Annotated in this window: 21 protein-coding genes; 18 read left to right on the top strand and 3 right to left on the bottom strand. The window is 67.1% G+C overall.

Features of this window, described 5'->3' with window-relative positions; translation table 11 throughout:
- Positions 1–7: 7 nt before the first annotated feature.
- The 3 genes from pgsA (at position 8) to ACRB8A_RS06905 (ending at position 1,787) form a co-directional block, all read left to right on the top strand.
- The gene (gene pgsA, locus ACRB8A_RS06895) at positions 8–652 is read left to right on the top strand and encodes a CDP-diacylglycerol--glycerol-3-phosphate 3-phosphatidyltransferase (protein WP_050687698.1); all 645 of its coding nucleotides are present in this window, start codon (positions 8–10) and stop codon (positions 650–652) included.
- Positions 649–1,134, top strand: coding sequence for a CinA family protein (locus ACRB8A_RS06900; RefSeq protein ID WP_285240814.1), 486 nt, complete (start codon positions 649–651; stop codon positions 1,132–1,134). The genes pgsA and ACRB8A_RS06900 overlap by 4 nt, the downstream gene beginning before the upstream one ends.
- Positions 1,135–1,334: 200 nt before the next feature.
- Complete coding sequence (locus tag ACRB8A_RS06905; protein ID WP_432245887.1) at positions 1,335–1,787, top strand: helix-turn-helix domain-containing protein; 453 nt, start codon at positions 1,335–1,337, stop codon at positions 1,785–1,787.
- 108 nt (positions 1,788–1,895) lie between these two features.
- Here ACRB8A_RS06905 and ACRB8A_RS06910 read toward each other — a convergent pair whose 3' ends face one another.
- Entirely contained in the window at positions 1,896–2,429 is a 534-nt protein-coding gene (locus ACRB8A_RS06910) for a MarR family winged helix-turn-helix transcriptional regulator (RefSeq protein WP_050685706.1), read from the bottom strand.
- A gap of 41 nt (positions 2,430–2,470) precedes the next feature.
- Here ACRB8A_RS06910 and ACRB8A_RS06915 point away from each other — a divergent pair, with 41 nt between their 5' ends.
- From ACRB8A_RS06915 to dapF, 6 genes are all read left to right on the top strand, one after another.
- Positions 2,471–2,695, top strand: a complete 225-nt coding sequence (locus tag ACRB8A_RS06915) for a DUF3046 domain-containing protein (protein WP_050685705.1) — start codon at positions 2,471–2,473, stop codon at positions 2,693–2,695.
- Positions 2,696–2,944: 249 nt separating this feature from the next.
- Positions 2,945–4,000 carry a recombinase RecA gene (gene recA, locus ACRB8A_RS06920; protein WP_050685704.1) on the top strand — a complete coding sequence of 352 codons (1,056 nt, stop codon included), beginning with the start codon at positions 2,945–2,947 and terminating at the stop codon, positions 3,998–4,000.
- A 114-nt stretch (positions 4,001–4,114) separates the two neighbouring features.
- Entirely contained in the window at positions 4,115–4,612 is a 498-nt protein-coding gene (locus tag ACRB8A_RS06925; protein ID WP_432246023.1) for a regulatory protein RecX, read from the top strand.
- A gap of 3 nt (positions 4,613–4,615) precedes the next feature.
- Complete coding sequence (gene miaB, locus ACRB8A_RS06930) at positions 4,616–6,193, top strand: tRNA (N6-isopentenyl adenosine(37)-C2)-methylthiotransferase MiaB (protein ID WP_432245888.1); 1,578 nt, start codon at positions 4,616–4,618, stop codon at positions 6,191–6,193.
- Between the two features lie 3 nt (positions 6,194–6,196).
- Positions 6,197–7,099: a tRNA (adenosine(37)-N6)-dimethylallyltransferase MiaA gene (gene miaA, locus ACRB8A_RS06935; RefSeq protein ID WP_050685702.1), complete on the top strand. Its 903-nt coding sequence runs from the start codon at positions 6,197–6,199 to the stop codon at positions 7,097–7,099.
- 37 nt (positions 7,100–7,136) lie between these two features.
- Complete coding sequence (dapF, locus tag ACRB8A_RS06940; protein ID WP_050685712.1) at positions 7,137–8,081, top strand: diaminopimelate epimerase; 945 nt, start codon at positions 7,137–7,139, stop codon at positions 8,079–8,081.
- Here dapF and ACRB8A_RS06945 read toward each other — a convergent pair.
- Positions 8,053–8,676, bottom strand: coding sequence for a class I SAM-dependent methyltransferase (locus ACRB8A_RS06945; RefSeq protein ID WP_050685701.1), 624 nt, complete (start codon positions 8,674–8,676; stop codon positions 8,053–8,055). The two genes, dapF and ACRB8A_RS06945, sit on opposite strands and share 29 nt — an antisense overlap.
- A 435-nt stretch (positions 8,677–9,111) precedes the next feature.
- Between ACRB8A_RS06945 and hflX the strand changes: the two genes are divergently transcribed.
- Together hflX and ACRB8A_RS06955 are read left to right on the top strand one after the other, a co-directional pair.
- Complete coding sequence (hflX, locus tag ACRB8A_RS06950; RefSeq protein WP_432245889.1) at positions 9,112–10,680, top strand: GTPase HflX; 1,569 nt, start codon at positions 9,112–9,114, stop codon at positions 10,678–10,680.
- Positions 10,673–12,727 carry an ATP-dependent DNA helicase gene (locus tag ACRB8A_RS06955; RefSeq protein WP_432245890.1) on the top strand — a complete coding sequence of 685 codons (2,055 nt, stop codon included), beginning with the start codon at positions 10,673–10,675 and terminating at the stop codon, positions 12,725–12,727. The genes hflX and ACRB8A_RS06955 overlap by 8 nt, the downstream gene beginning before the upstream one ends.
- A 109-nt stretch (positions 12,728–12,836) precedes the next feature.
- Here ACRB8A_RS06955 and lexA read toward each other — a convergent pair whose 3' ends face one another.
- Positions 12,837–13,571, bottom strand: a complete 735-nt coding sequence (gene lexA, locus ACRB8A_RS06960) for a transcriptional repressor LexA (protein ID WP_056595899.1) — start codon at positions 13,569–13,571, stop codon at positions 12,837–12,839.
- 323 nt (positions 13,572–13,894) lie between these two features.
- On the opposite strand from lexA, the gene ACRB8A_RS06965 reads away from it, so the two are divergent.
- From ACRB8A_RS06965 to ACRB8A_RS06995, 7 genes are all read left to right on the top strand, one after another.
- The gene (locus tag ACRB8A_RS06965; protein WP_432245891.1) at positions 13,895–14,320 is read left to right on the top strand and encodes a LysM peptidoglycan-binding domain-containing protein; all 426 of its coding nucleotides are present in this window, start codon (positions 13,895–13,897) and stop codon (positions 14,318–14,320) included.
- A gap of 142 nt (positions 14,321–14,462) precedes the next feature.
- Entirely contained in the window at positions 14,463–15,581 is a 1,119-nt protein-coding gene (locus tag ACRB8A_RS06970) for a histidinol-phosphate transaminase (protein ID WP_432245892.1), read from the top strand.
- A gap of 60 nt (positions 15,582–15,641) precedes the next feature.
- A complete protein-coding gene (gene hisB / locus ACRB8A_RS06975; protein WP_432245893.1) occupies positions 15,642–16,268 on the top strand; it encodes an imidazoleglycerol-phosphate dehydratase HisB in 627 nt (208 codons plus the stop codon).
- Positions 16,265–17,038, top strand: a complete 774-nt coding sequence (gene hisH / locus ACRB8A_RS06980) for an imidazole glycerol phosphate synthase subunit HisH (RefSeq protein ID WP_050685695.1) — start codon at positions 16,265–16,267, stop codon at positions 17,036–17,038. The genes hisB and hisH overlap by 4 nt, the downstream gene beginning before the upstream one ends.
- Positions 17,039–17,197: a hypothetical protein gene (locus ACRB8A_RS06985; RefSeq protein ID WP_164468838.1), complete on the top strand. Its 159-nt coding sequence runs from the start codon at positions 17,039–17,041 to the stop codon at positions 17,195–17,197.
- A gap of 40 nt (positions 17,198–17,237) precedes the next feature.
- Entirely contained in the window at positions 17,238–17,984 is a 747-nt protein-coding gene (gene priA, locus ACRB8A_RS06990; protein ID WP_050685694.1) for a bifunctional 1-(5-phosphoribosyl)-5-((5-phosphoribosylamino)methylideneamino)imidazole-4-carboxamide isomerase/phosphoribosylanthranilate isomerase PriA, read from the top strand.
- Between the two features lie 19 nt (positions 17,985–18,003).
- The gene (locus ACRB8A_RS06995; RefSeq protein ID WP_432245894.1) at positions 18,004–18,891 is read left to right on the top strand and encodes an SseB family protein; all 888 of its coding nucleotides are present in this window, start codon (positions 18,004–18,006) and stop codon (positions 18,889–18,891) included.
- The last annotated feature ends 49 nt before the right edge of the window (positions 18,892–18,940 follow it).

The following is an 18,940-nucleotide window of genomic DNA, read 5'->3' on the forward strand; positions in this document are numbered from 1 at the left end:
TAGGAGGGTGACTAGCACCGATGCAACCGCCGCCGGCTCCAGCCGTGCCGGGGTCTGGAACCTGCCCAACATCCTGACCATGATCCGCATCGCCCTGGTGCCCTTCTTTGTCTGGTTCCTGCTTGCCGACGCGCCTGGCCTGGAAAGCACCTCCGGGCCGTGGCGCTGGGCGGCAGTGGCCGTGTTCGCCGTCGCGATCTACACGGACAAGCTCGACGGCGACATCGCCAGGAGCCGGAACCTCATCACCGACTTCGGCAAAATCGCCGACCCCATCGCCGACAAGATGCTTATTGGGTCCGCGCTGGTGATGCTTTCCGTCCTTGGTGAGCTGCCCTGGTGGGTCACCGTGGTGATCCTGGTCCGTGAATGGGGGATCACGGCGCTGCGCTTTGTGGTGATCCGCTACGGCGTGATCCCAGCCTCCCGCGGCGGGAAGCTGAAAACGGTGGTCCAGACGCTGGCCATCTTCCTGTACCTGCTGCCGCTCGCCGCCATTGCCGGCTGGCTGACCTGGGTGGCGCTGGCCGTGATGCTGGCGGCCGTGGCCATCACGGTCTGGACCGGCGTCGAATACGTCGTTGAAGCACTGCGCCTCCGGACCAAAGGCAAACTGCAGGCCAAAACCGGCAACGGTCCGGCAGCACCATGAGCAGCCTGCACCTGCTGGCCGGGCAGGCGGTTGCGGCGGCGCTCGACGCCGGAACCACCGTGGCAACGGCCGAATCCCTGACCGCGGGGATGGTTTCCGCCATCCTGGCCGACACCCCCGGCGCATCAGGCATGCTGCAAGGCGGGGTGGTGGCGTACCGGAACTCGGTGAAGGAAGAGGTCCTGCACGTCTCCGGCAGCCTCCTGGCCAGCGCCGGATCCGTGGACGCGGACGTCGCCGCCGCCATGGCGGCAGGCGCCCGGACCGTCCTCGGCGCCGGCATCGGCGTGTCCACCACCGGCGTGGCAGGCCCGGAACCGCACGACGGCAAACCCGTGGGAACCGTTTACATCGGTGTCGCCACCGCGGCCGGCGCTGAAGCGTTTGGTTATTCGTTCGCCGGGAGCCGGGCGGAAATCCGCGGCCAGGCGTGCGCTGCCGCCCTCGAACGGTTGCTGGCTGTGCTGGCCGCCCAGGCGTAACACCATTCCCGGCAACCCTTTGAGTGCCGCCTGTGGGATGCGCCACATAGTTACCGGACGTAAAGTAGCCGGGAACAAATGCCACCGGCGATTAGTTATTACATTGTGTCGCTTCCGAAGAGCGGAGGCGCCTAGGATGAAATCACCACGTTGGCCCGCATCTCCGCGGACCTGACATAAGAGGGAGCAAGGCGATACAGATGGTAAAGCAGCCCGTATCCGTAAACGGCGTTGTCCGCTGGAAGGATGTGGGCCTCGCCGATCAGGCTAAGAGCGAACAGAAGGAGCGCAAGATGGTTGTACTTCGTCACGAAATCGGTGATGTCCTGCGCGATGTCCGCCAGCGCCAGGGGCGCACGCTCCGTGAAGTTTCGCACAGCGCCCGCGTTTCCCTGGGTTACCTCAGCGAAGTGGAGCGCGGCCAGAAGGAAGCTTCCTCCGAGCTCCTCTCCTCGATCTGCTCGGCCCTGGACGTTCCGCTGTCCAGCATGCTCCGCGAGGTCAGCGACCGGGTGGCAGTCGCCGAAGGCGTCGCCGTGCCGGACACCGTGCCGCAGGAATTCTCCCAGCGCTACGGCCGCGACCTGGAGCGCGACCTCAGCTCGGAGCTGAACGACGAACTCTCCACCGGACTCCTGTCCGGCGCCCGCTAAGGGCATTCCAGCCGCTTTTCAGCAAACGCAGCGAAGCCCCCGACCGTCCGGTCGGGGGCTTCGCTGCGTTTTCTGGCCGGTGGCCCAAGCGGGCCCGATCCAGCAGGGCTAGGCGTCCTTGCTGCCCGGTTCCGCAGGTTCGTCCTTCGGGAAACCGTCGCGCTCATACGTTGCGTTCAACTTGGCCATGTAGCGGGCCAGTTCTTCCAGGTCGGCCACCGGCCATTCGCCCAGGCGTTCCTGGAATACCTGCCGGCGGGCGTCCTGGACCTGGTGCATCTTCTCCTCGCCCTTTGGCGTCAGCTGGATGGACTGGGCGCGCCCGTCCAATGGATCCGCTTCCTTGGACACCAGGCCGATGCTCTCCAGGAACGCAATCTGCCGGCTGACGGACGGCTTGCCCACGCCGATGTTCATGGCCAGCTCCGTCAGCCGGATGGGACCTTCGCGCCGGATGATGGTCAGCAGGCCGTAGGCGGCAGGCTCCATATCCGGGTGGACCTGGCGGGACAACTGGTTTGAAATGGCCCGGGCACGCCGCCAGAACACGCTGATCTGGTGCTCAACGTTCCTTAGGGCGGCGTCAACCACATCAATGTCTGCGGGGCGGTCAACTGATTGGCCGCCGGGAGAGTTGCTCATGGCAACAATTCTAGGGTCCGCGGCCGTGAGAGGATTTACCGATGCGGATCAGCGACTACTGGCGACTCATGGACGACGAGTTCGGCGCGGGCTATTCCCGCGTGCTGGGCAACACCCTGGTCCTGGCCGGGGTGGGTGGCCGCACGGCCCAGCAGGCGCTGGCCGCCGGGGTGGAACCAAGGAAGGTCTGGCTGGCCATGTGCGACGTGCAGGACGTCCCTGCAGACCGGCGCCTGGGCCGCGACATCAAACCCGCCGCCGACTGATCCCGGCTGCGTTTCCGGCCGGCCCAAGCGCCCTCCGCGCCTGCCGGGGCGAGCGAAAAATCCGGAATACCTGCTGACACGCCGGGCGCGGGTTCGAATACCTGTTCGGATAAAGTTATGCTTTTACCAGCGGGTTATCCACATAGCCGATGCCATCCGGCGGAAATGTCAGTGGGTCCCCCTAGCGTCAGAGATGACCAATAAACGGCCCTGAAGGCCACCATCGAGAAAGCATTAGAGGTGTCAACCATGGCGGCAGCCCCGGATCGTGCAAAAGCGCTGGAAGCAGCTTTGGCCCAGATTGACAAGCAGTTCGGCAAGGGCTCGGTCATGCGCCTGGGCGATGAGGTCCGTGCCCCCATCGAGGTCATCCCCACCGGCTCCATCGCACTGGATGTCGCGCTTGGAATTGGCGGCCTGCCCCGCGGTCGGGTTGTGGAGATCTATGGCCCGGAATCCTCGGGTAAAACCACCGTTGCGCTGCACGCGGTGGCCAACGCACAGCGCCAGGGTGGCATCGCAGCGTTTATCGACGCCGAGCACGCCCTTGACCCCGAATACGCCGCCAAGCTCGGCGTGGACACGGACGCCCTCCTGGTCTCCCAGCCGGACACCGGTGAGCAGGCCCTCGAAATCATGGACATGCTGATCGGCTCAGGCTCCCTGGACGTGATCGTCATCGACTCCGTAGCCGCCCTGGTGCCCCGCGCCGAAATCGAAGGCGACATGGGCGACAGCCACGTGGGCCTGCAGGCCCGTCTGATGAGCCAGGCGCTGCGTAAGATCACCGGCCGCCTGAGCCAGACCAAAACCACCGCCATCTTCATTAACCAGCTGCGTGAGAAGATCGGCGTGTTCTTCGGCTCGCCCGAGACCACCACCGGTGGTAAGGCGCTGAAGTTCTACGCTTCCATCCGCATTGACGTACGCCGGATCCAGACCTTGAAGGAAGGTGCCGACTCCGTCGGCAACCGGACCAAGGCCAAAATTGTGAAAAACAAGATGGCCCCGCCCTTCAAGATCGCCGAATTCGACATCATCTACGGCCAGGGCATCTCCCGCGAGGGTGGCATCATCGACATGGGTGTGGAGCACGGCCTCATCAAGAAGTCCGGTTCCTGGTTCACCTACGACGGCGACCAGCTGGGCCAGGGCATGGAGAACTCCCGCCGGTTCCTGCGCGACAACCCGGAGCTTGCAGCAGAGCTCGAACGGCTCATCAAGGAGAAGCTCGGTGTGGGTGTGAAGCCGGCTGAGGCCGAGTCCGCCGATTCGCCGAAGCTGAAGGCCGTCGACGGGTTTTAGCAGTTGACCGGATTCGGAGAACCGCGCAGCAGACGGGCCCGCCGCTCCACCCCTGAGGTGGAAGAAGGCGGACCCGCCGGCTTCCCGGTGGATGCGGAGGCGGACCCGGAGGCGGTGGCCAAGGCCATCGTCTACCGGCAGCTGTCGGCGGCACCCAAAAGCAGGCTCCAGCTGGCCCGCAAGCTGGCCGAACGGGACGTTCCGGAAGATGTCGCAGAAAACGTCCTGGACAAGTTCGAGGACGTTCGGCTCATTAACGATGCCGAGTTCGCGGACATGTGGGTCCGCAGCCGCGCGCAGTCACGGAAACTCGCCAAGGGCGCGCTCCGGCGGGAACTGGCAGAGAAAGGCATCGAGCCGGACACCGCGGAAGCCGCCCTGGAACAGCTGTCCGACGCCGACGAGGAACTGGCAGCCCGGAGCCTGGTGGAGCGCAAGCTCCGGCCCGGCCTGAACCTTGGCGACCGCGCCGGGCGGGACAAAACAACCCGCCGGCTGGCGTCCATGCTCGCCCGCAAGGGGTATCAGCCCGCCCAGGCCTTCCGGATTGTGGCTGACGTCATCGATGCGCACGCGGCAGACACCGGCCAGCCGGTAAGCGGCTACCCTTAACAGGTGAGTTTGACCATTCCTTCCCCCCTTCCCGGCAACGGTTCCGTTGCAGCGCCCGCAACCGAAGCGGAGCCGGCATTGCCGCTGCACTCCGGCCCTGCCGGCGCCCGCACCTACCAGGTGCGGACCTTCGGCTGCCAGATGAACGTGCACGACTCCGAGCGGATGGCCGGGATGCTGGAGGACGCCGGCTACGTACCGGCCGAAGGCGCCCAGGCAGACGTTGTGGTCTTTAACACCTGCGCGGTCCGGGAAAACGCCGACAACAAGCTCTACGGCAACCTGGGCATGCTGGCCCCCATCAAGGCCGCCAACCCGGGCATGCAGATCGCCGTCGGCGGCTGCCTGGCCCAGAAGGACCGGGACACCATCCTGAAGAAGGCGCCGTGGGTGGACGCTGTCTTCGGTACCCACAATGTGGGTGCGCTGCCGGCATTGCTGGACCGGGCCCGGCACAACAACGAAGCGCAGCTGGAAATCCTTGAATCACTGGACGTCTTCCCGTCCACGCTGCCCACCAAACGCGACTCGGTCTACTCGGGCTGGGTATCCATCTCCGTGGGCTGCAACAACACCTGCACGTTCTGCATCGTGCCCGCCCTCCGGGGCAAGGAAAAGGACCGCCGCCCGGCCGACATCCTCGCCGAAATCCAGGCCCTGGTGGCTGACGGCGCCATCGAGGTCACTTTGCTTGGCCAGAACGTCAACTCCTATGGCGTGGAATTCGGCGACCGGCAGGCCTTCTCCAAGCTGCTGCGCGCCTGCGGCGACATTGAGGGGCTCGAACGCGTCCGGTTCACCAGCCCCCACCCGGCCGCTTTCACTGACGACGTCATCGATGCCATGGCCGAAACCCCCAACGTGATGCCGCAACTCCACATGCCGCTGCAGTCCGGTTCGGACGCCGTCCTGCGGGCCATGAAGCGCTCCTACCGGTCCGCCAGGTTCCTCGGCATCCTGGACAAGGTCCGGACCCGGATCCCGCATGCCGCCATCTCCACGGACATCATTGTGGGCTTCCCCGGCGAGACCGAGGAGGACTTCCAGGCCACCCTTGACGTGGTGCAGCAGTCCCGGTTCGCCACCGCCTTCACCTTCCAGTACTCCAAGCGGCCGGGCACTCCCGCCGCCGACCTGCCTGAGCAGCTGCCCAAGGCCGTCGTGCAGGAACGCTTCGAACGGCTCACCGCACTTCAGGACAGGATCGCCGCAGAAGAGAACCGCAGCCAGCTGGGCCGCCGGGTGGAAGTGCTGGTCACCGCACAGTCAGGACGCAAGTCCGAAGAGACGCACCGGCTCTCCGGCCGTGCCCAGGACCAGAGGCTGGTGCACTTCTCGGTTCCGGCAGGGGCCCCGGCCCCGCGTCCGGGTGACCTGGTCACCGTCACCATCACCGAGGCAGCAGCCTTCCACCTCGTCGCCGATCCTGCTCCGGAGGACTACAGCCTCAGGCGCTCACGCGCCGGGGACGCCTGGGACCGGTCCCTGGCGGACTCCTGCGGCGCTCCCGCACCAGGGGCTGCAAAGGGTGGTTCCGGCGTGTCCCTTGGCATGCCTGCCCTGCCGCTGCGCACCCGCTGACCGGTGGCAGCCCCGGCCGTCATCGCCGTCGTCGGACCCACCGGCTCCGGTAAGTCAGACCTCGCTGTTGACCTCGCCCTCGCACTGGATGGCGAGGTCATCAACGCTGATGCCATGCAGTTTTACCGGGGCATGGACATCGGCACCGCAAAAATCACCATCGCCGAACGCCGGGGTGTGCCGCACCACCTGCTGGACATCATGGACGTCACCCAGGAAGCGAGCGTTGCGGACTTCCAGGAGCAGGCCCGGGCAACTGTGGCAGCCATCCATGCCCGCGGCAAACGGGCCATCCTGGCCGGCGGCTCGGGACTGTACGTCCGGGCGGCCCTCGACGTCCTGGAGTTCCCCGGCACCAGCCCCGAACTTCGCGGGCAGCTGGAAGCGGACCTTGCAGCCCAGGGAACGGCGTCGCTGCGCGAACGCCTTCGCGCCGTGGACCCGGTGTCGGCGGAGCGGCTCACGGATGACCGCCGCATCATCCGTGCACTGGAAGTCCAGCAGCTCACAGGCCGCCCGTTCAGCGCCTTTATGCCCCGCCGGGAGTACTTCCAGCCGGCCGTGCAGATCGGCCTGGCAGTGGACCGGGAGGTGCTCCGCGTCCGGCTCGCTGACCGGGTGCACGGCATGGTTGCCAACGGCCTGACCGCCGAGGTCCGGCGGCTCGATGCTGAGGGCCTGCGGCGCGGCAGGACAGCTGCCAGGGCCCTCGGGTACTCCCAGTTCCTCAACGTCCTGGAAGGAGTGGCAACAGAGGCCCAGGCGGCAGAGGAAACCATCGTGGCCACCCGCCAGTTCGCCCGCCGCCAGCTCACCTGGTTCCGTGCCGACCCGCGCGTGGACTGGCTGGACTGGAAGGACCCGGAGCTCGCGGCGAAGGCAGTTGCGCTCAGCCGGCATGCCTGATTCGGGTGCCGGCACCGTGGCCGGTAACCTAGGACCCATGGACGCAGCCACCGCACACACCGCCACCCCGGCCCTGCCCGACCTTGCCGGCCTCCGGTTCGCCAAAGGACACGGCACCGGCAACGACTTCGTCCTGGTGGCCGATCCTGAGGGAACCTCCGTTATCGGCGCAGACCACGTTGCTGCGCTGTGCGACAGGCACCGCGGCATCGGTGCGGACGGCCTCATCCGCGCTGTCCCTTCCCGATTCCTGCCCGAAGGCCGCGACCTGCTGGCCTCCAGCCCCGACGCCGAATGGTTCATGGACTACCGGAACGGGGACGGCTCACTGTCCGAAATGTGCGGCAACGGCGTGCGTGTCTTTGTCCACTTCCTGCGCGCCGAAGGCCTGATCGACCTGCCCGACGGCGGCGCCCTCACCATCGGCACGCGCGGCGGCGTCAAGACCGTGGTCCGGACGGGCGACGGCTACGCGGTGGACATGGGCCCCTGGGAGTTCATCTTCCCCGGCGATGCCACCGCCAAGGCCATGGACTCGCTGGTCACCGCCGACGGCCTCGAAGTGCCGCGGCCTGCCCTGTCCATCAGCATGGGCAACCCGCACACCGTAGTTGCCCTGGCCGAACTTTCTGAACTCAGCGCCACCCGGCTGTACACAGCGCCCACCGTGGAGCCCGTGCCGCCCCACGGCACCAACGTCGAATTTGTGGTCCCCGCCGACCCGCTGGTGCACAACGGCGTCGGGTCGGTCACCATGCGGGTGCACGAGCGCGGCGTGGGGGAGACCCAGTCCTGCGGCACCGGGGCCTGCGCTGCGGCTGTGGCCATCCGTCACTGGGCTGGGGCCGAAGCCCCGGACACGTGGCAGGTCAACGTCCCCGGCGGTGCGGTGGGCGTGAAGTTCTTCGCCGGGCCCGGCGGCCACGAACACGTGGAGCTCAGCGGCCCCGCCGTTATTGTGGCGACAGGGACGCTTTCCTGACCTTCAGGATCCGGAACGTCTTGGCCGTGGATTCGCGGGTCACGCTGAACGTGGCGTCCAGCTCCGAGGCAAGCCACCGCTGAAGTGAATCCGAGCCGAGGTTCTTCTGGACCACCAACCAGGCGGTGCCGCCCGGGGCCAGCCGGGGCAGCCAGAGCCGAAGCAGGGAATGCAGCTCGTCCTTGCCGATCCGGATGGGCGGATTGGACCAGATGGTGTCGAAGCGCACCCCCGGATCCACCGCATCCGGAAGGGCTGCTGCCACATTGGCCAGCCCCAGGGCCGCCGCGTTTTCGTTGGTCAGCGTGATGCACCGTTCATTGACGTCCACGGCGTGGACTGTGGCTTCGGGTGCCAGCAGCGCCATGGTCAGGGCGATCGGGCCCCACCCGCAGCCAATGTCCAGCAGGTTTCCCTGCGGGGAGGGCGCCGGGACTTCGGCCAGGAGGACAGCGGTTCCCTTATCGATGCCGTCAGGGCTGAAGATGCCTGCGGAGGTGTGGAGGTGCCGGGTTTCGCCGGCGAGATCCACGGTGAGCGGCTTGCGGGTAAAAGGGCCGGCGGGTGATGCGCTGAAATAATGTGCTGACTCCATAACGAGCCAGAATAGTTCCCCTTGGAGCGTAATGGGAAACCGCGTACTTTGGCGCTCTGCTAGTGTTGGGAGCATGTTCCTGATCTTCGAGTAGCACGCGCCGGGCCCCGCCCGCCCCGTGCCCCGTCCCACAGCGACGCAGGTTAGCCAACCTTCCGCTCGTGCACCGGACCAGCCGCGATCGGCGCTGTTCCGGCCGCCGGACAATCCTCGAAGCATCAGCCTGGCTGGCGCTCCTGCCTTTTCCGGCCCTATTTCTTCCCTGCACCGGGAGCAAAAGCATGATGTCCCGTGCAGGCACGCCAACCGCAGCCCAGGGGGCTGCGCGAAAAACAGGAGGCATGGATGACTGCAGGCCGTCACCCCAGCTCAGAGACTTCACCACAGCACAGCGATCGGCACTATTCTGGAAATGCCGAATCTTCAAAGGAGACCATGACCGACCAGCCCAACCCCGGATCCGATCCCGCCGCCTCGGACCTCAGCCCCGCCGACATCCAGGCTGTGATCGACCGGATCCTCTCCAAGGACGTGCCGGCCGGCAGCAACGGGAAGTCGGACGACGGCGGGAAGGCAGTCTTTGGCAAAGCCCAGGCGATCTCCCACCAGGAGCAGGAGCATTCCAGCTACGACGGCGACCAGCAGGACCTGGAGGAACGCCGGGCGCTGCGCCGCACCGCAGGGCTGTCCACGGAACTCGAGGACGTCACCGAAGTCGAGTACCGCCAGCTTCGGCTTGAGCGGGTGGTCCTTGCCGGGCTGTGGTCCGAAGGGACCCTCGCCGATGCCGAGAACTCGCTGCGCGAGCTGGCTGCCCTTGCCGAAACGGCCGGCTCCGAGGTCCTCGACGGCCTGGTCCAGCGCCGCGCCAAACCGGACCCCGGAACGTTCCTGGGCTCGGGCAAGGCCCTGGAGCTCAAGGACATTGTGATGTCCACGGGCGCGGACACTGTGGTGGTGGACGCGGAGCTGGCACCATCCCAGCGCCGTAGCCTGGAGGACATCGTCAAGGTCAAGGTGATCGACCGTACCGGCCTGATCCTGGACATCTTCGCCCAGCACGCCAAGAGCCGCGAAGGCAAGGCCCAGGTTGAACTGGCCCAGCTCGAATACCTGCTCCCGCGCCTGCGCGGCTGGGGCGATTCGATGTCCCGCCAGGCAGGCGGCCAGGTGGGTGGAGCCGCCGCAGGTATGGGTTCACGTGGTCCCGGTGAGACAAAGATCGAGCTGGACCGCCGGCGCATCCGGACCCGGATGGCAAAGCTGCGGCGCGAAATAGCCGCGATGAAGCCCGCCCGGGAAACCAAACGGGCCAACCGCCGTCGTAACGAAGTACCATCCGTTGCCATTGCCGGCTATACCAACGCCGGGAAATCCTCGCTGCTCAACCGCCTGACGGATGCCGGAGTCCTGGTGGAGAACGCCTTGTTCGCCACGCTGGACCCCACCATCCGCAAGGCGGAGACCGCGGACGGCCTGGGCTACACCCTTGCCGACACCGTGGGCTTTGTCCGGTCACTGCCCACCCAGCTGGTGGAGGCCTTCCGGTCCACCCTGGAGGAGGTAGCGGACTCGGACCTGATCCTGCATGTGGTGGACGTCTCGCACCCCGATCCCGAGGGGCAGATCGCTGCCGTCCGCAAGGTCTTCACCGAGGTGGACGCGCGCAAGGTCCCCGAGATCATCGTGCTGAACAAGGCCGACGCCGCGGATCCCTTTGTGGTGGAGCGGCTCAAGCAGCGCGAACCCCGCCACGTGGTGGTTTCAGCGCGCACCGGTGAAGGCATCGACGCGCTGCTGCAGGCCATCAGCGACGGTATCCCGCGGCCCGGCGTCAAGCTGGAGCTGCTGATCCCGTACGACCGCGGGGACCTGATCAGCAAACTGCACGAATCGGATGCCGAGATCATCAGCGTTGACCACGTTGAGAACGGTACCCGGGCCGTGGTGATGGTCCGGGAAGGCCTTGCGGCCGAGCTCGAACCATTCGCCAGCAATGACTGATACCGGGCGGAGCGCCACGGGCACACCCGGCGAGGAGTTCGCCATTGAACTCCTCGACCGGGCGGTGTCCGGCATGGGCGGGCAGAGCCGCAGCGGCCAGCACGAGATGACCCGCCAAGTGGCCCGCGCCCTCGAAACCGGCAACCATCTGCTGGTCCAGGCCGGTACCGGTACGGGCAAATCGCTGGCCTACCTGATCCCGCTGATCGCCCATGCCATCGAAAGCAACAAACCGGCGCTGGTGTCCACAGCGACGCTGGCACTGCAGACCCAGATTGTGGGCCGCGACCTGCCCCGCCTGCTCAAAGCGATCACCCCCGCCCTTGAGCGGCCCGTCAAAGTGGCCCTGGTCAAAGGCCGGTCCAACTATGCCTGCCTGCACAAGCTCGAAGGCGGCTTCCCGTCCGAGGAACCCGCCGAGGGCCAGCTGTTCTCCCTGGCCGAAGACACCAGCGTGCCGCACTTTGCCGCGTCGATGGGTGGTCCCTCATCCCAGCTGGGCCGCGAAGTGGTCCGGCTGCGTGAATGGGCGGAGAAGACCACCACGGGAGACCGCGACGAGCTGCTTCCCGGCGTGACCGACAAAGCGTGGCGGCAGGTGTCCGTGACCTCCATGGAGTGCCTGGGGGCACAGAAGTGCCCCATGGCCGCCGAGTGCTTCAGCGAGCTGGCCCGCCAGGATGCCGCCGAGGCGGACCTGGTGGTGACCAACCACGCCATGCTGGCCGTCAGTGCGTTCGAGGGCCTTGCCGTGCTGCCCGAGTATGACGTGGTGGTGGTGGACGAGGCCCACGAACTCCAGGACCGGGTGACGGGCGCGGTATCCGGCCAGCTGTCCGTTGCCATGATCCACGCCGCCGCCTCCGGAGCCCGGAAGCACACGGCCATCACCGTGGATGCGCTCAACGCCGCCGCCGGGAACCTGGAGTTGGCGCTGGACGGTGTCCCCAACGGCCTGCTGCCCAACGGGCTCAATGACGAACAACTCGACTGTGTGGACCAGCTCCGTGAAGCGTGCCGGGCGGCGCTGTCCGATTCCAAGGCCGACGGAAGCGCTGCGGCCGACGGCGGGCGGCAGCTGGCGCGGTCCCGGCTGATGCTCATCCTGGAACTGTGTGAGCGGCTCCTGACAGCCCGCGACAACCGCGAAGTGGTGTGGTTCTCCCGCGCCAGCACCTTCGATCCCGGCCAGGGCTATTCGCCGCCAGACGAGACCGCCCCGGTCCTGGTGAACATTGCCCCGTTGTCAGTGGCGGGCCGCCTGCGTGAAGGCCTGTTTGCCGGCCACACCGTGGTCCTTACCTCCGCCACCCTTGCCATTGGCTCGGCGTTTGAACCCGCAGCCGGTGGGCTGGGCCTGGTGGGGGAAGGTGCCCCCACCTGGACGGGCATCGACGTCGGCTCGCCCTTCGACTACCCGCGGCAAGGCATCCTGTACGTGGCAGGGCACCTGCCCAAGCCCGGGCGCGGGGTCTCCCCGGAATCGCTGGCTGAACTCGAAACCCTCATTACGGCCTCCGGCGGGGGAGCCTTGTGCCTGTTTTCGTCCCGCCGCGCGGCAGAGGAAGCGGCGGAGGCGCTGCGGCCCAAACTGGAACAGACAGTCCTGTGCCAGGGCGATTCCACCATGACCGCGTTGGTGAAACAGTTTGCTGACGAGCCCGACACCTGCCTCTTCGGCACCATGTCGCTGTGGCAGGGCGTGGACGTGCCGGGCGGTTCATGCCGGCTGGTGGTGATTGACCGGATCCCGTTCCCGCGCCCGGACGATCCGCTGATGACCGCCCGCTCCCGCGCCGTGGCGCAGGCCGGCGGGAACGGCTTTATGTCCGTCTCGGCCACCCACGCGGCCATCCGGCTCGCCCAGGGCGCCGGCCGGCTGATCAGGTCCACCGGGGACAAAGGCGTGGTGGCAGTCCTGGACTCCCGCCTGGCCACCGAACGTTATGCGGGCTTCCTGCGCGGGGCGCTGCCCCCGTTCTGGGCCACAACGGATCCCAAGACTGCTGTGGCCGCCCTGGAGCGGCTGGCCCGGGAAAACGCCTAGCTGCAGACCCTGGCCGGACGCGGAGACAAGTACGGCCGGTGGGCAGGCAGCGACGCTGCCAGCCCACCGGCCGTACCGGCAGTTCGGGGGAACAGGAGTTTGGCGACAGTCAGAGGGACCGCAGCACCGAGACCACTTTGCCCATGATGGTGGCGTGGTCACCAAGAATGGGCTCGTACTGGGTGTTTTGCGGGAGCAGCCAGGTGTGGCCGTCACGCTGGCGGAACGTCTTGACCGTTGCCTCGTCATCGAGGAGGGCGGCGACGATGTCGCCGTTCACGGCGTCCGCCTGGCGGCGCACCACCACCCAGTCACCATCGCAAATGGCGGCGTCCACCATGGAATCGCCGGCCACCTTGAGCATAAAAAGTTCGCCCTGGCCCACCAGCTGGCGGGGGAGGGGCATCACGTCCTCCACCACCTGGTCCGCCAGGATGGGGCCGCCGGCGGCAATACGGCCCACCAGTGGCACCATGGCCGTATCCAGCGCGGTGGGCAGGACCGTGACGGTTGCGCCGCCCGCAGAGGCGCCGTTGGCCGGGCGTGACTCCGCTTTGGCTGCGCCGCCGTCCAGCGTGAGGGGCATCAGGACTTCCATGGCGCGGGGCCGCTTGGGATCGCGGCGAAGGTAGCCGAGCTTTTCCAGCTGCGAGAGCTGGTGCGTCACGCTGGAGAGGCTGGCGAGCCCTACGGTGTCGCCGATTTCACGCATGGACGGCGGGTAGCCGTTGTCATTGACGGACCGCTGGATGGTCTCGAGGATTTTCTTCTGCCGGGGGGTCAGGCCCTTGGCGGTCCTCTTCGGTTGCGGGGTTGCCCTGCTTCCGGCGGCTGCTGCTGCCATATTCGCCAATGCCTTTCGGTTGCCACCGGGCTGTCCGTGCCCCCGGGCCGGTTGGTCCCGTCCTCATTGTCAGACCCTGGTGATCAACTTCAGAGGTGGTTGTTCGTTGGTTCAAAGCTAGGCCAGCCACAAGGCTTTTTCAAACATTTGTTCTAGCGAGTCTCGACATTGTTCGTTGATAGATGCTAAAACTGAAGAAGCAAAGTTCGAATATGTGTTCTATTCCTTGCTTGCCCCGTTCGAAGAAGATACCGGATACGCCGGGGCGTGGCTGCTGGGAAGGACAACCGGGCAGCACAGTACGGTCCAGGAGGGCTCAGTTCATGTCAGCTACATCACTCACCCAGGTTTCACTTCCCGTGGTGGCACACCCCGCAGCTTCCATCCACCAGGTTCCGCGTGCAGGGGTTTCCCGCTCCAAGGCTTCAAAGGCCCTGCCGCCGCTCCGCCTCACCCGGCGCGGCCGGATTGTCCTGGTGGGCATCCCGCTGATGCTGCTGGCAGCGGTCCTGCTCTCCCTGGCCGGCTTCTTCACCTCGCCGGCCAAAGCGTCCGACTCCGTTGCGGATCTCGCCCCCACACCCTCGGTGTCGGTGACAGTCCAGCCGGGCGACTCACTGTGGGCCATTGCCGGCTATGTGGCTCCGGACCGGGACGCGCGGGACGTCATTGCGGACATCGTGCAGCTCAACAACCTCACCGGCGGAGCAGTCCTCCCCGGCCAGCAGCTCTTCGTCCCTACGTACTAGCCTGTTCGAACGCGTGTGCGGGCTGTTCGTCCCCACGTTCGGACCAGCACCAACGCCTGGAAACAAGGACACCCCACCCGCAGGATGGCAGTCCCGGACCGTCACATTTTCCGGGGCCGGGCAGGGCCACTAAACTGTTCAGGTGAATGACCAGCTAGAGCGTTTGAACCGGCTTCCCCTCCGCAGCAACCTCCGTGGGCTGACCCCCTACGGGGCCCCCCAGCTGGATGTTCCCATCCTGCTCAACGTCAACGAGAACACCCATGGCGTCCCGGCGGACGTCCGTGCCGCCATCAGCGCAGCAGTCACCGAGGCCGCTGCCGGGCTCAACCGCTACCCGGACCGCGAATTCACCGATCTGCGGAAGGCCCTGGCGGAATACCTGGGGCACGGCCTGGACGAGGCCAACCTCTGGGCCGCCAATGGCTCCAACGAGGTCCTCCAGCAGATCCTGCAGGCGTTTGGCGGCCCCGGCCGGACCGCCCTGGGGTTTCCTCCCACGTATTCCATGTACCCGCTCCTGGCCAGTGGCACGGATACCGAATACATCGCAGGGGTACGCGCCGAAGGGTACGGCCTCAGTGCCGAATCGGCTGCCCGCCAGGTGCGCGAGCTGCAGCCCAACATCGTTTTCCTCTGCTCACCGAACAACCCCACGGGAACCGGGCTGGGCCTGGACGTGGTTGAGGCTGTCTACGAAGCCGGCGCCGACAGCCAGACCATCGTCATCGTCGACGAGGCGTATCACGAGTTTGCCCACGAGGGCACACCCAGCGCCCTCACCCTCCTGCCCGGCCGGGAACGCCTGATCGTCACCCGCACCATGAGCAAGGCCTTCGCCCTGGCCGGCGCCCGGCTCGGCTACATGGCGGCGGCCCCGGAAGTCACCGACGCCCTCCGCCTGGTCAGGCTGCCGTACCACCTGTCAGCCATCACGCAAGCCTCTGCCCTTGCCGCACTTGAGCACCGCGAGGCCCTGATGGCGGACGTGCAGGACATCATGGTCCAGCGCGACCGCATCGTGGCCGGGCTGGAGCTGCTGGGCCTCAAGCCCGCGGCGTCCGACTCGAACTACGTGTTTTTCGGCGGCCTCACGGACCCGCACCAGGTCTGGCAGGAACTCCTGGACGCCGGCGTGCTGATCAGGGACGTCGGGATCCCCGGACACCTGCGCGTCACTGCAGGCACGGAGAAGGAGACAACGGCGTTCCTGTCCGCCCTGGAAAGCATCCTTGCCGGGACGCCCGGGCTTCGCGCCTAGACTTGACCAACGGGGCGCACGCCGTCCCACCACCCCACTTCCCTCAAAGGACCCTTGACCATGAGTTCCACCGGATCGAACGCAGCCGAGTCCCGGACCGCACGCATGGAGCGTGCCACCAGTGAATCGTCAGTGCTCGTGGAGATCAACCTTGACGGCACCGGTGTATCGGACATCGACACCTCGGTGCCGTTCTACGACCACATGCTCACAGCCCTGTGCAAGCACTCGCTGATCGACATGACCGTCAAGGCCACCGGTGACACCCACATCGACGTCCACCACACCGTCGAAGACGTCGCCATCACCTTCGGGGAAGTCCTCCGCACCGCCCTGGGCACCAAGGCCGGGATCCGGCGCTTCGGCGAAGCCACCGTCCCGCTGGACGAGGCCCTTGCCCACGCCGTTGTTGATGTCTCGGGCCGGCCCTACCTGGTGCACGGCGGCGAGCCCGCAGGCCAGGAGTACCACCTGATCGGCGGGCACTTCACCGGGTCCCTGACCCGCCACGTTTTCGAAGCCATCACCTTGCACGCCGGCATCTGCCTGCACATGAACGTCATGGCCGGCCGCGATCCGCACCACATCGTGGAGGCACAGTTCAAGGCGTTCGCCCGGGCCCTGCGCACGGCCGTGGAACCCGACCCGCGCGTTGAAGGCATCCCGTCCACCAAGGGCGCCCTGTGACGGGCCGGATCCTCAAGGACGGCGCGATCATCGACCCCTCGGCAGCCCAGCGGCTCGAGTCGCCCCAGGGCAAACCCACCGTCACCGTGCTTGACTACGGCTCCGGGAACGTACGCTCCGCCGTCCGCGCCCTTGAGCGTGCCGGAGCCGAAGTCATCCTGAGCGCCAAGCCCGGGGACGTGCTGAACGCGGACGGCCTGGTGGTGCCCGGCGTCGGCGCCTTTGAAACGGTGATGCGCGAGCTCAAAGCCGTGGACGGGATCCGCCTGATCGGCCGCAGGGTGGCCGGCGGACGCCCGGTCCTGGGCATCTGCGTAGGACTCCAGGTGCTTTTTGAAGCCGGTGTGGAGCACGGCACCGAAGCTGAAGGCATCGGCGAATGGCCCGGCAAGGTGGAACTGCTGCCCGCCGAGGTGGTGCCCCACATGGGGTGGAACACCGTGAAGTCCCCGGCCGGCTCCAAACTGTTTGCCGGCGTCGAAAACGAACGCTTCTACTTTGTGCACTCCTACGGGGTGCAGGAATGGAACTTCGACATCATCCAGCCGCGTATGGCGGCGCCCCTGGTGACCTGGTCCGAGCACGGCGCTCCGTTCATTGCCGCGGTGGAGAACGGGCCGCTGTGCGCCACCCAGTTCCACCCGGAAAAGTCCGGGGACGCCGGAGCCCGGCTGCTGCGCAACTGGGTGGACGCCCTGCGCCGCCCCGCAACCAGCGATGCCACCCCAGCCGAAACCGCTGCCCAGCCCGCGGCCGGCGGCGATTCCTGAATGTGGTCCATTGTCCTGATGGGCCTGGCCGGTCTCCTGGTGGGCGGCGCACTGTCCTTCCGCCAGCAGGCCAAACCGCTCTGGACCCAGGTCTCGTTCTACGTCCTGGCCGCGATGTCGCTGGTGGCCGCGTATCTCCTGACCCTGCCTGGCTCGTGACCGGGCCCGCGTACTCCGTCACCCAACCCTGAGGAAACTGATGACCACCGCAAACGACCTGCCGGTCCTGGAACTTCTGCCCGCCGTCGACGTTGTTAATGGACAGGCCGTCCGGCTGGTCCAGGGCGAGGCCGGCAGCGAAACCAGCTACGGCACCCCGCTGGAAGCTGCGCTGAACTGGCAGGACCAGGGTGCCGAGTGGGTGCACCTGGTGGACCTCGACGCAGCCTTCGGCCGGGGGTCCAACGCGGAACTGCTCCGCGAAGTGGTGGGCCGGCTGGACATCAAAGTGGAACTGTCCGGCGGGCTGCGCGACGACGAAAGCCTCGAAGCTGCCCTTGACTTGGGCGTCGCGCGCGTGAACCTGGGCACCGCCGCGCTGGAGAACCCGGACTGGACCCGCCGGGCAATCGACCGCTTCGGCGACCGGATCGCCGTGGGCCTCGACGTCCGCGGCACTACACTGGCAGGCCGCGGCTGGACCAAGGAAGGCGGGGACCTCTGGGACGTCCTGGCACGCCTTGAGGACGCCGGCTGCGCACGCTACGTGGTCACGGACGTCACCAAGGACGGCACCCTGCAGGGCCCCAACGTGGAGCTCCTCCGCCGGATGGTGGAGAAGACCGGCAAGCCCGTGGTCGCCTCGGGAGGCATCTCCAGCCTCGAGGACCTCAAGGTCCTCCGTTCGCTGGTTCCGCTGGGCGTCGAAGGTGCCATTGTGGGCAAGGCCCTGTACGCCGGCGCCTTCACCCTGCCCGAAGCCCTCGACGTTGCCGGCCGCCGCTGAGGCGCAACAGGGAAACCGCATGACAAGCCGAGAGTCCGGTCCGGACAGCCCCGCGCCCCGGCACCTGCCCGGGCATATCGCCGCCGCGTTGGCCGGGGCCGGCGGCGCCTCAGACTCTGCCGGACAGCCCTGGGCAGGCCGCAGCCTGGCCGGCGATGACGCCCGGATCCACAATTTCGACGACGACGACGGCGCTGCCGACGCCGGTTACCTCGCCGCCGTCGCGGCACTCCGGTCCGGCACCGGCGACGAAGCCGGGGTCGTGGCTTCGCTGGCCACGGCCAGGGTGTTTATCCCGATCGTTGCGCAGCTGGCCGAGGAAGCCGAAACGGACTCGGGGCTGCACGCCGACAAGCAGGCCGACATGGCATTGGTCACCCTCAAGGCCGCGGACGGACGGACGGCCATGCCGGCCTTCACATCAGCCGGGGCCCTTTCGGCCTGGCACCCGGACGCCCGGCCGGTGGCCGTCTACGCCGCCAGGGCCGCGCTGTCCGCGGTGGCAGAGGGCGCCGAGCTTATGGTGCTTGACCCAGGGTCCGGGGTCACCTTTGTGGTCCGCAGACCGGGCCTGTGGGCGCTGGCCCAGCAGCACTCCTGGTCGCCGTCCTACGCGGACGCGGAACTGGCCACCGAAATGCGGCAGGCTGCAGCGGCCTTCCCCGCCGTCCGGGACCTTCAGCTGAAACCCGGCAGGGGAGTGTCCACCGCCGCAGCGGACGGCTCAACCCTTGCCGGTGGCGGCGCCGGTCCCGAGCTGCAGGTGGTGCTCTACCTGGCGGACGGGCTGGACGCTGCCGGGGTACAGCAGCTGGTGGCGGGGCTCCAGGGCGAGTGGTCGCGGAATGTATTGTTTGGGGAGCGGGTCGACTCGATCGAGGTCAAGTTGAGGCGCGCCATACAGTAGCCGGCAGCCAGGCGGGAAACCCCGGGAGGCTGCGGCAGACCTAAGGATC

The organism is Arthrobacter sp. G.S.26, from assembly GCF_050847375.1.
GTDB lineage: Bacteria > Actinomycetota > Actinomycetes > Actinomycetales > Micrococcaceae > Arthrobacter.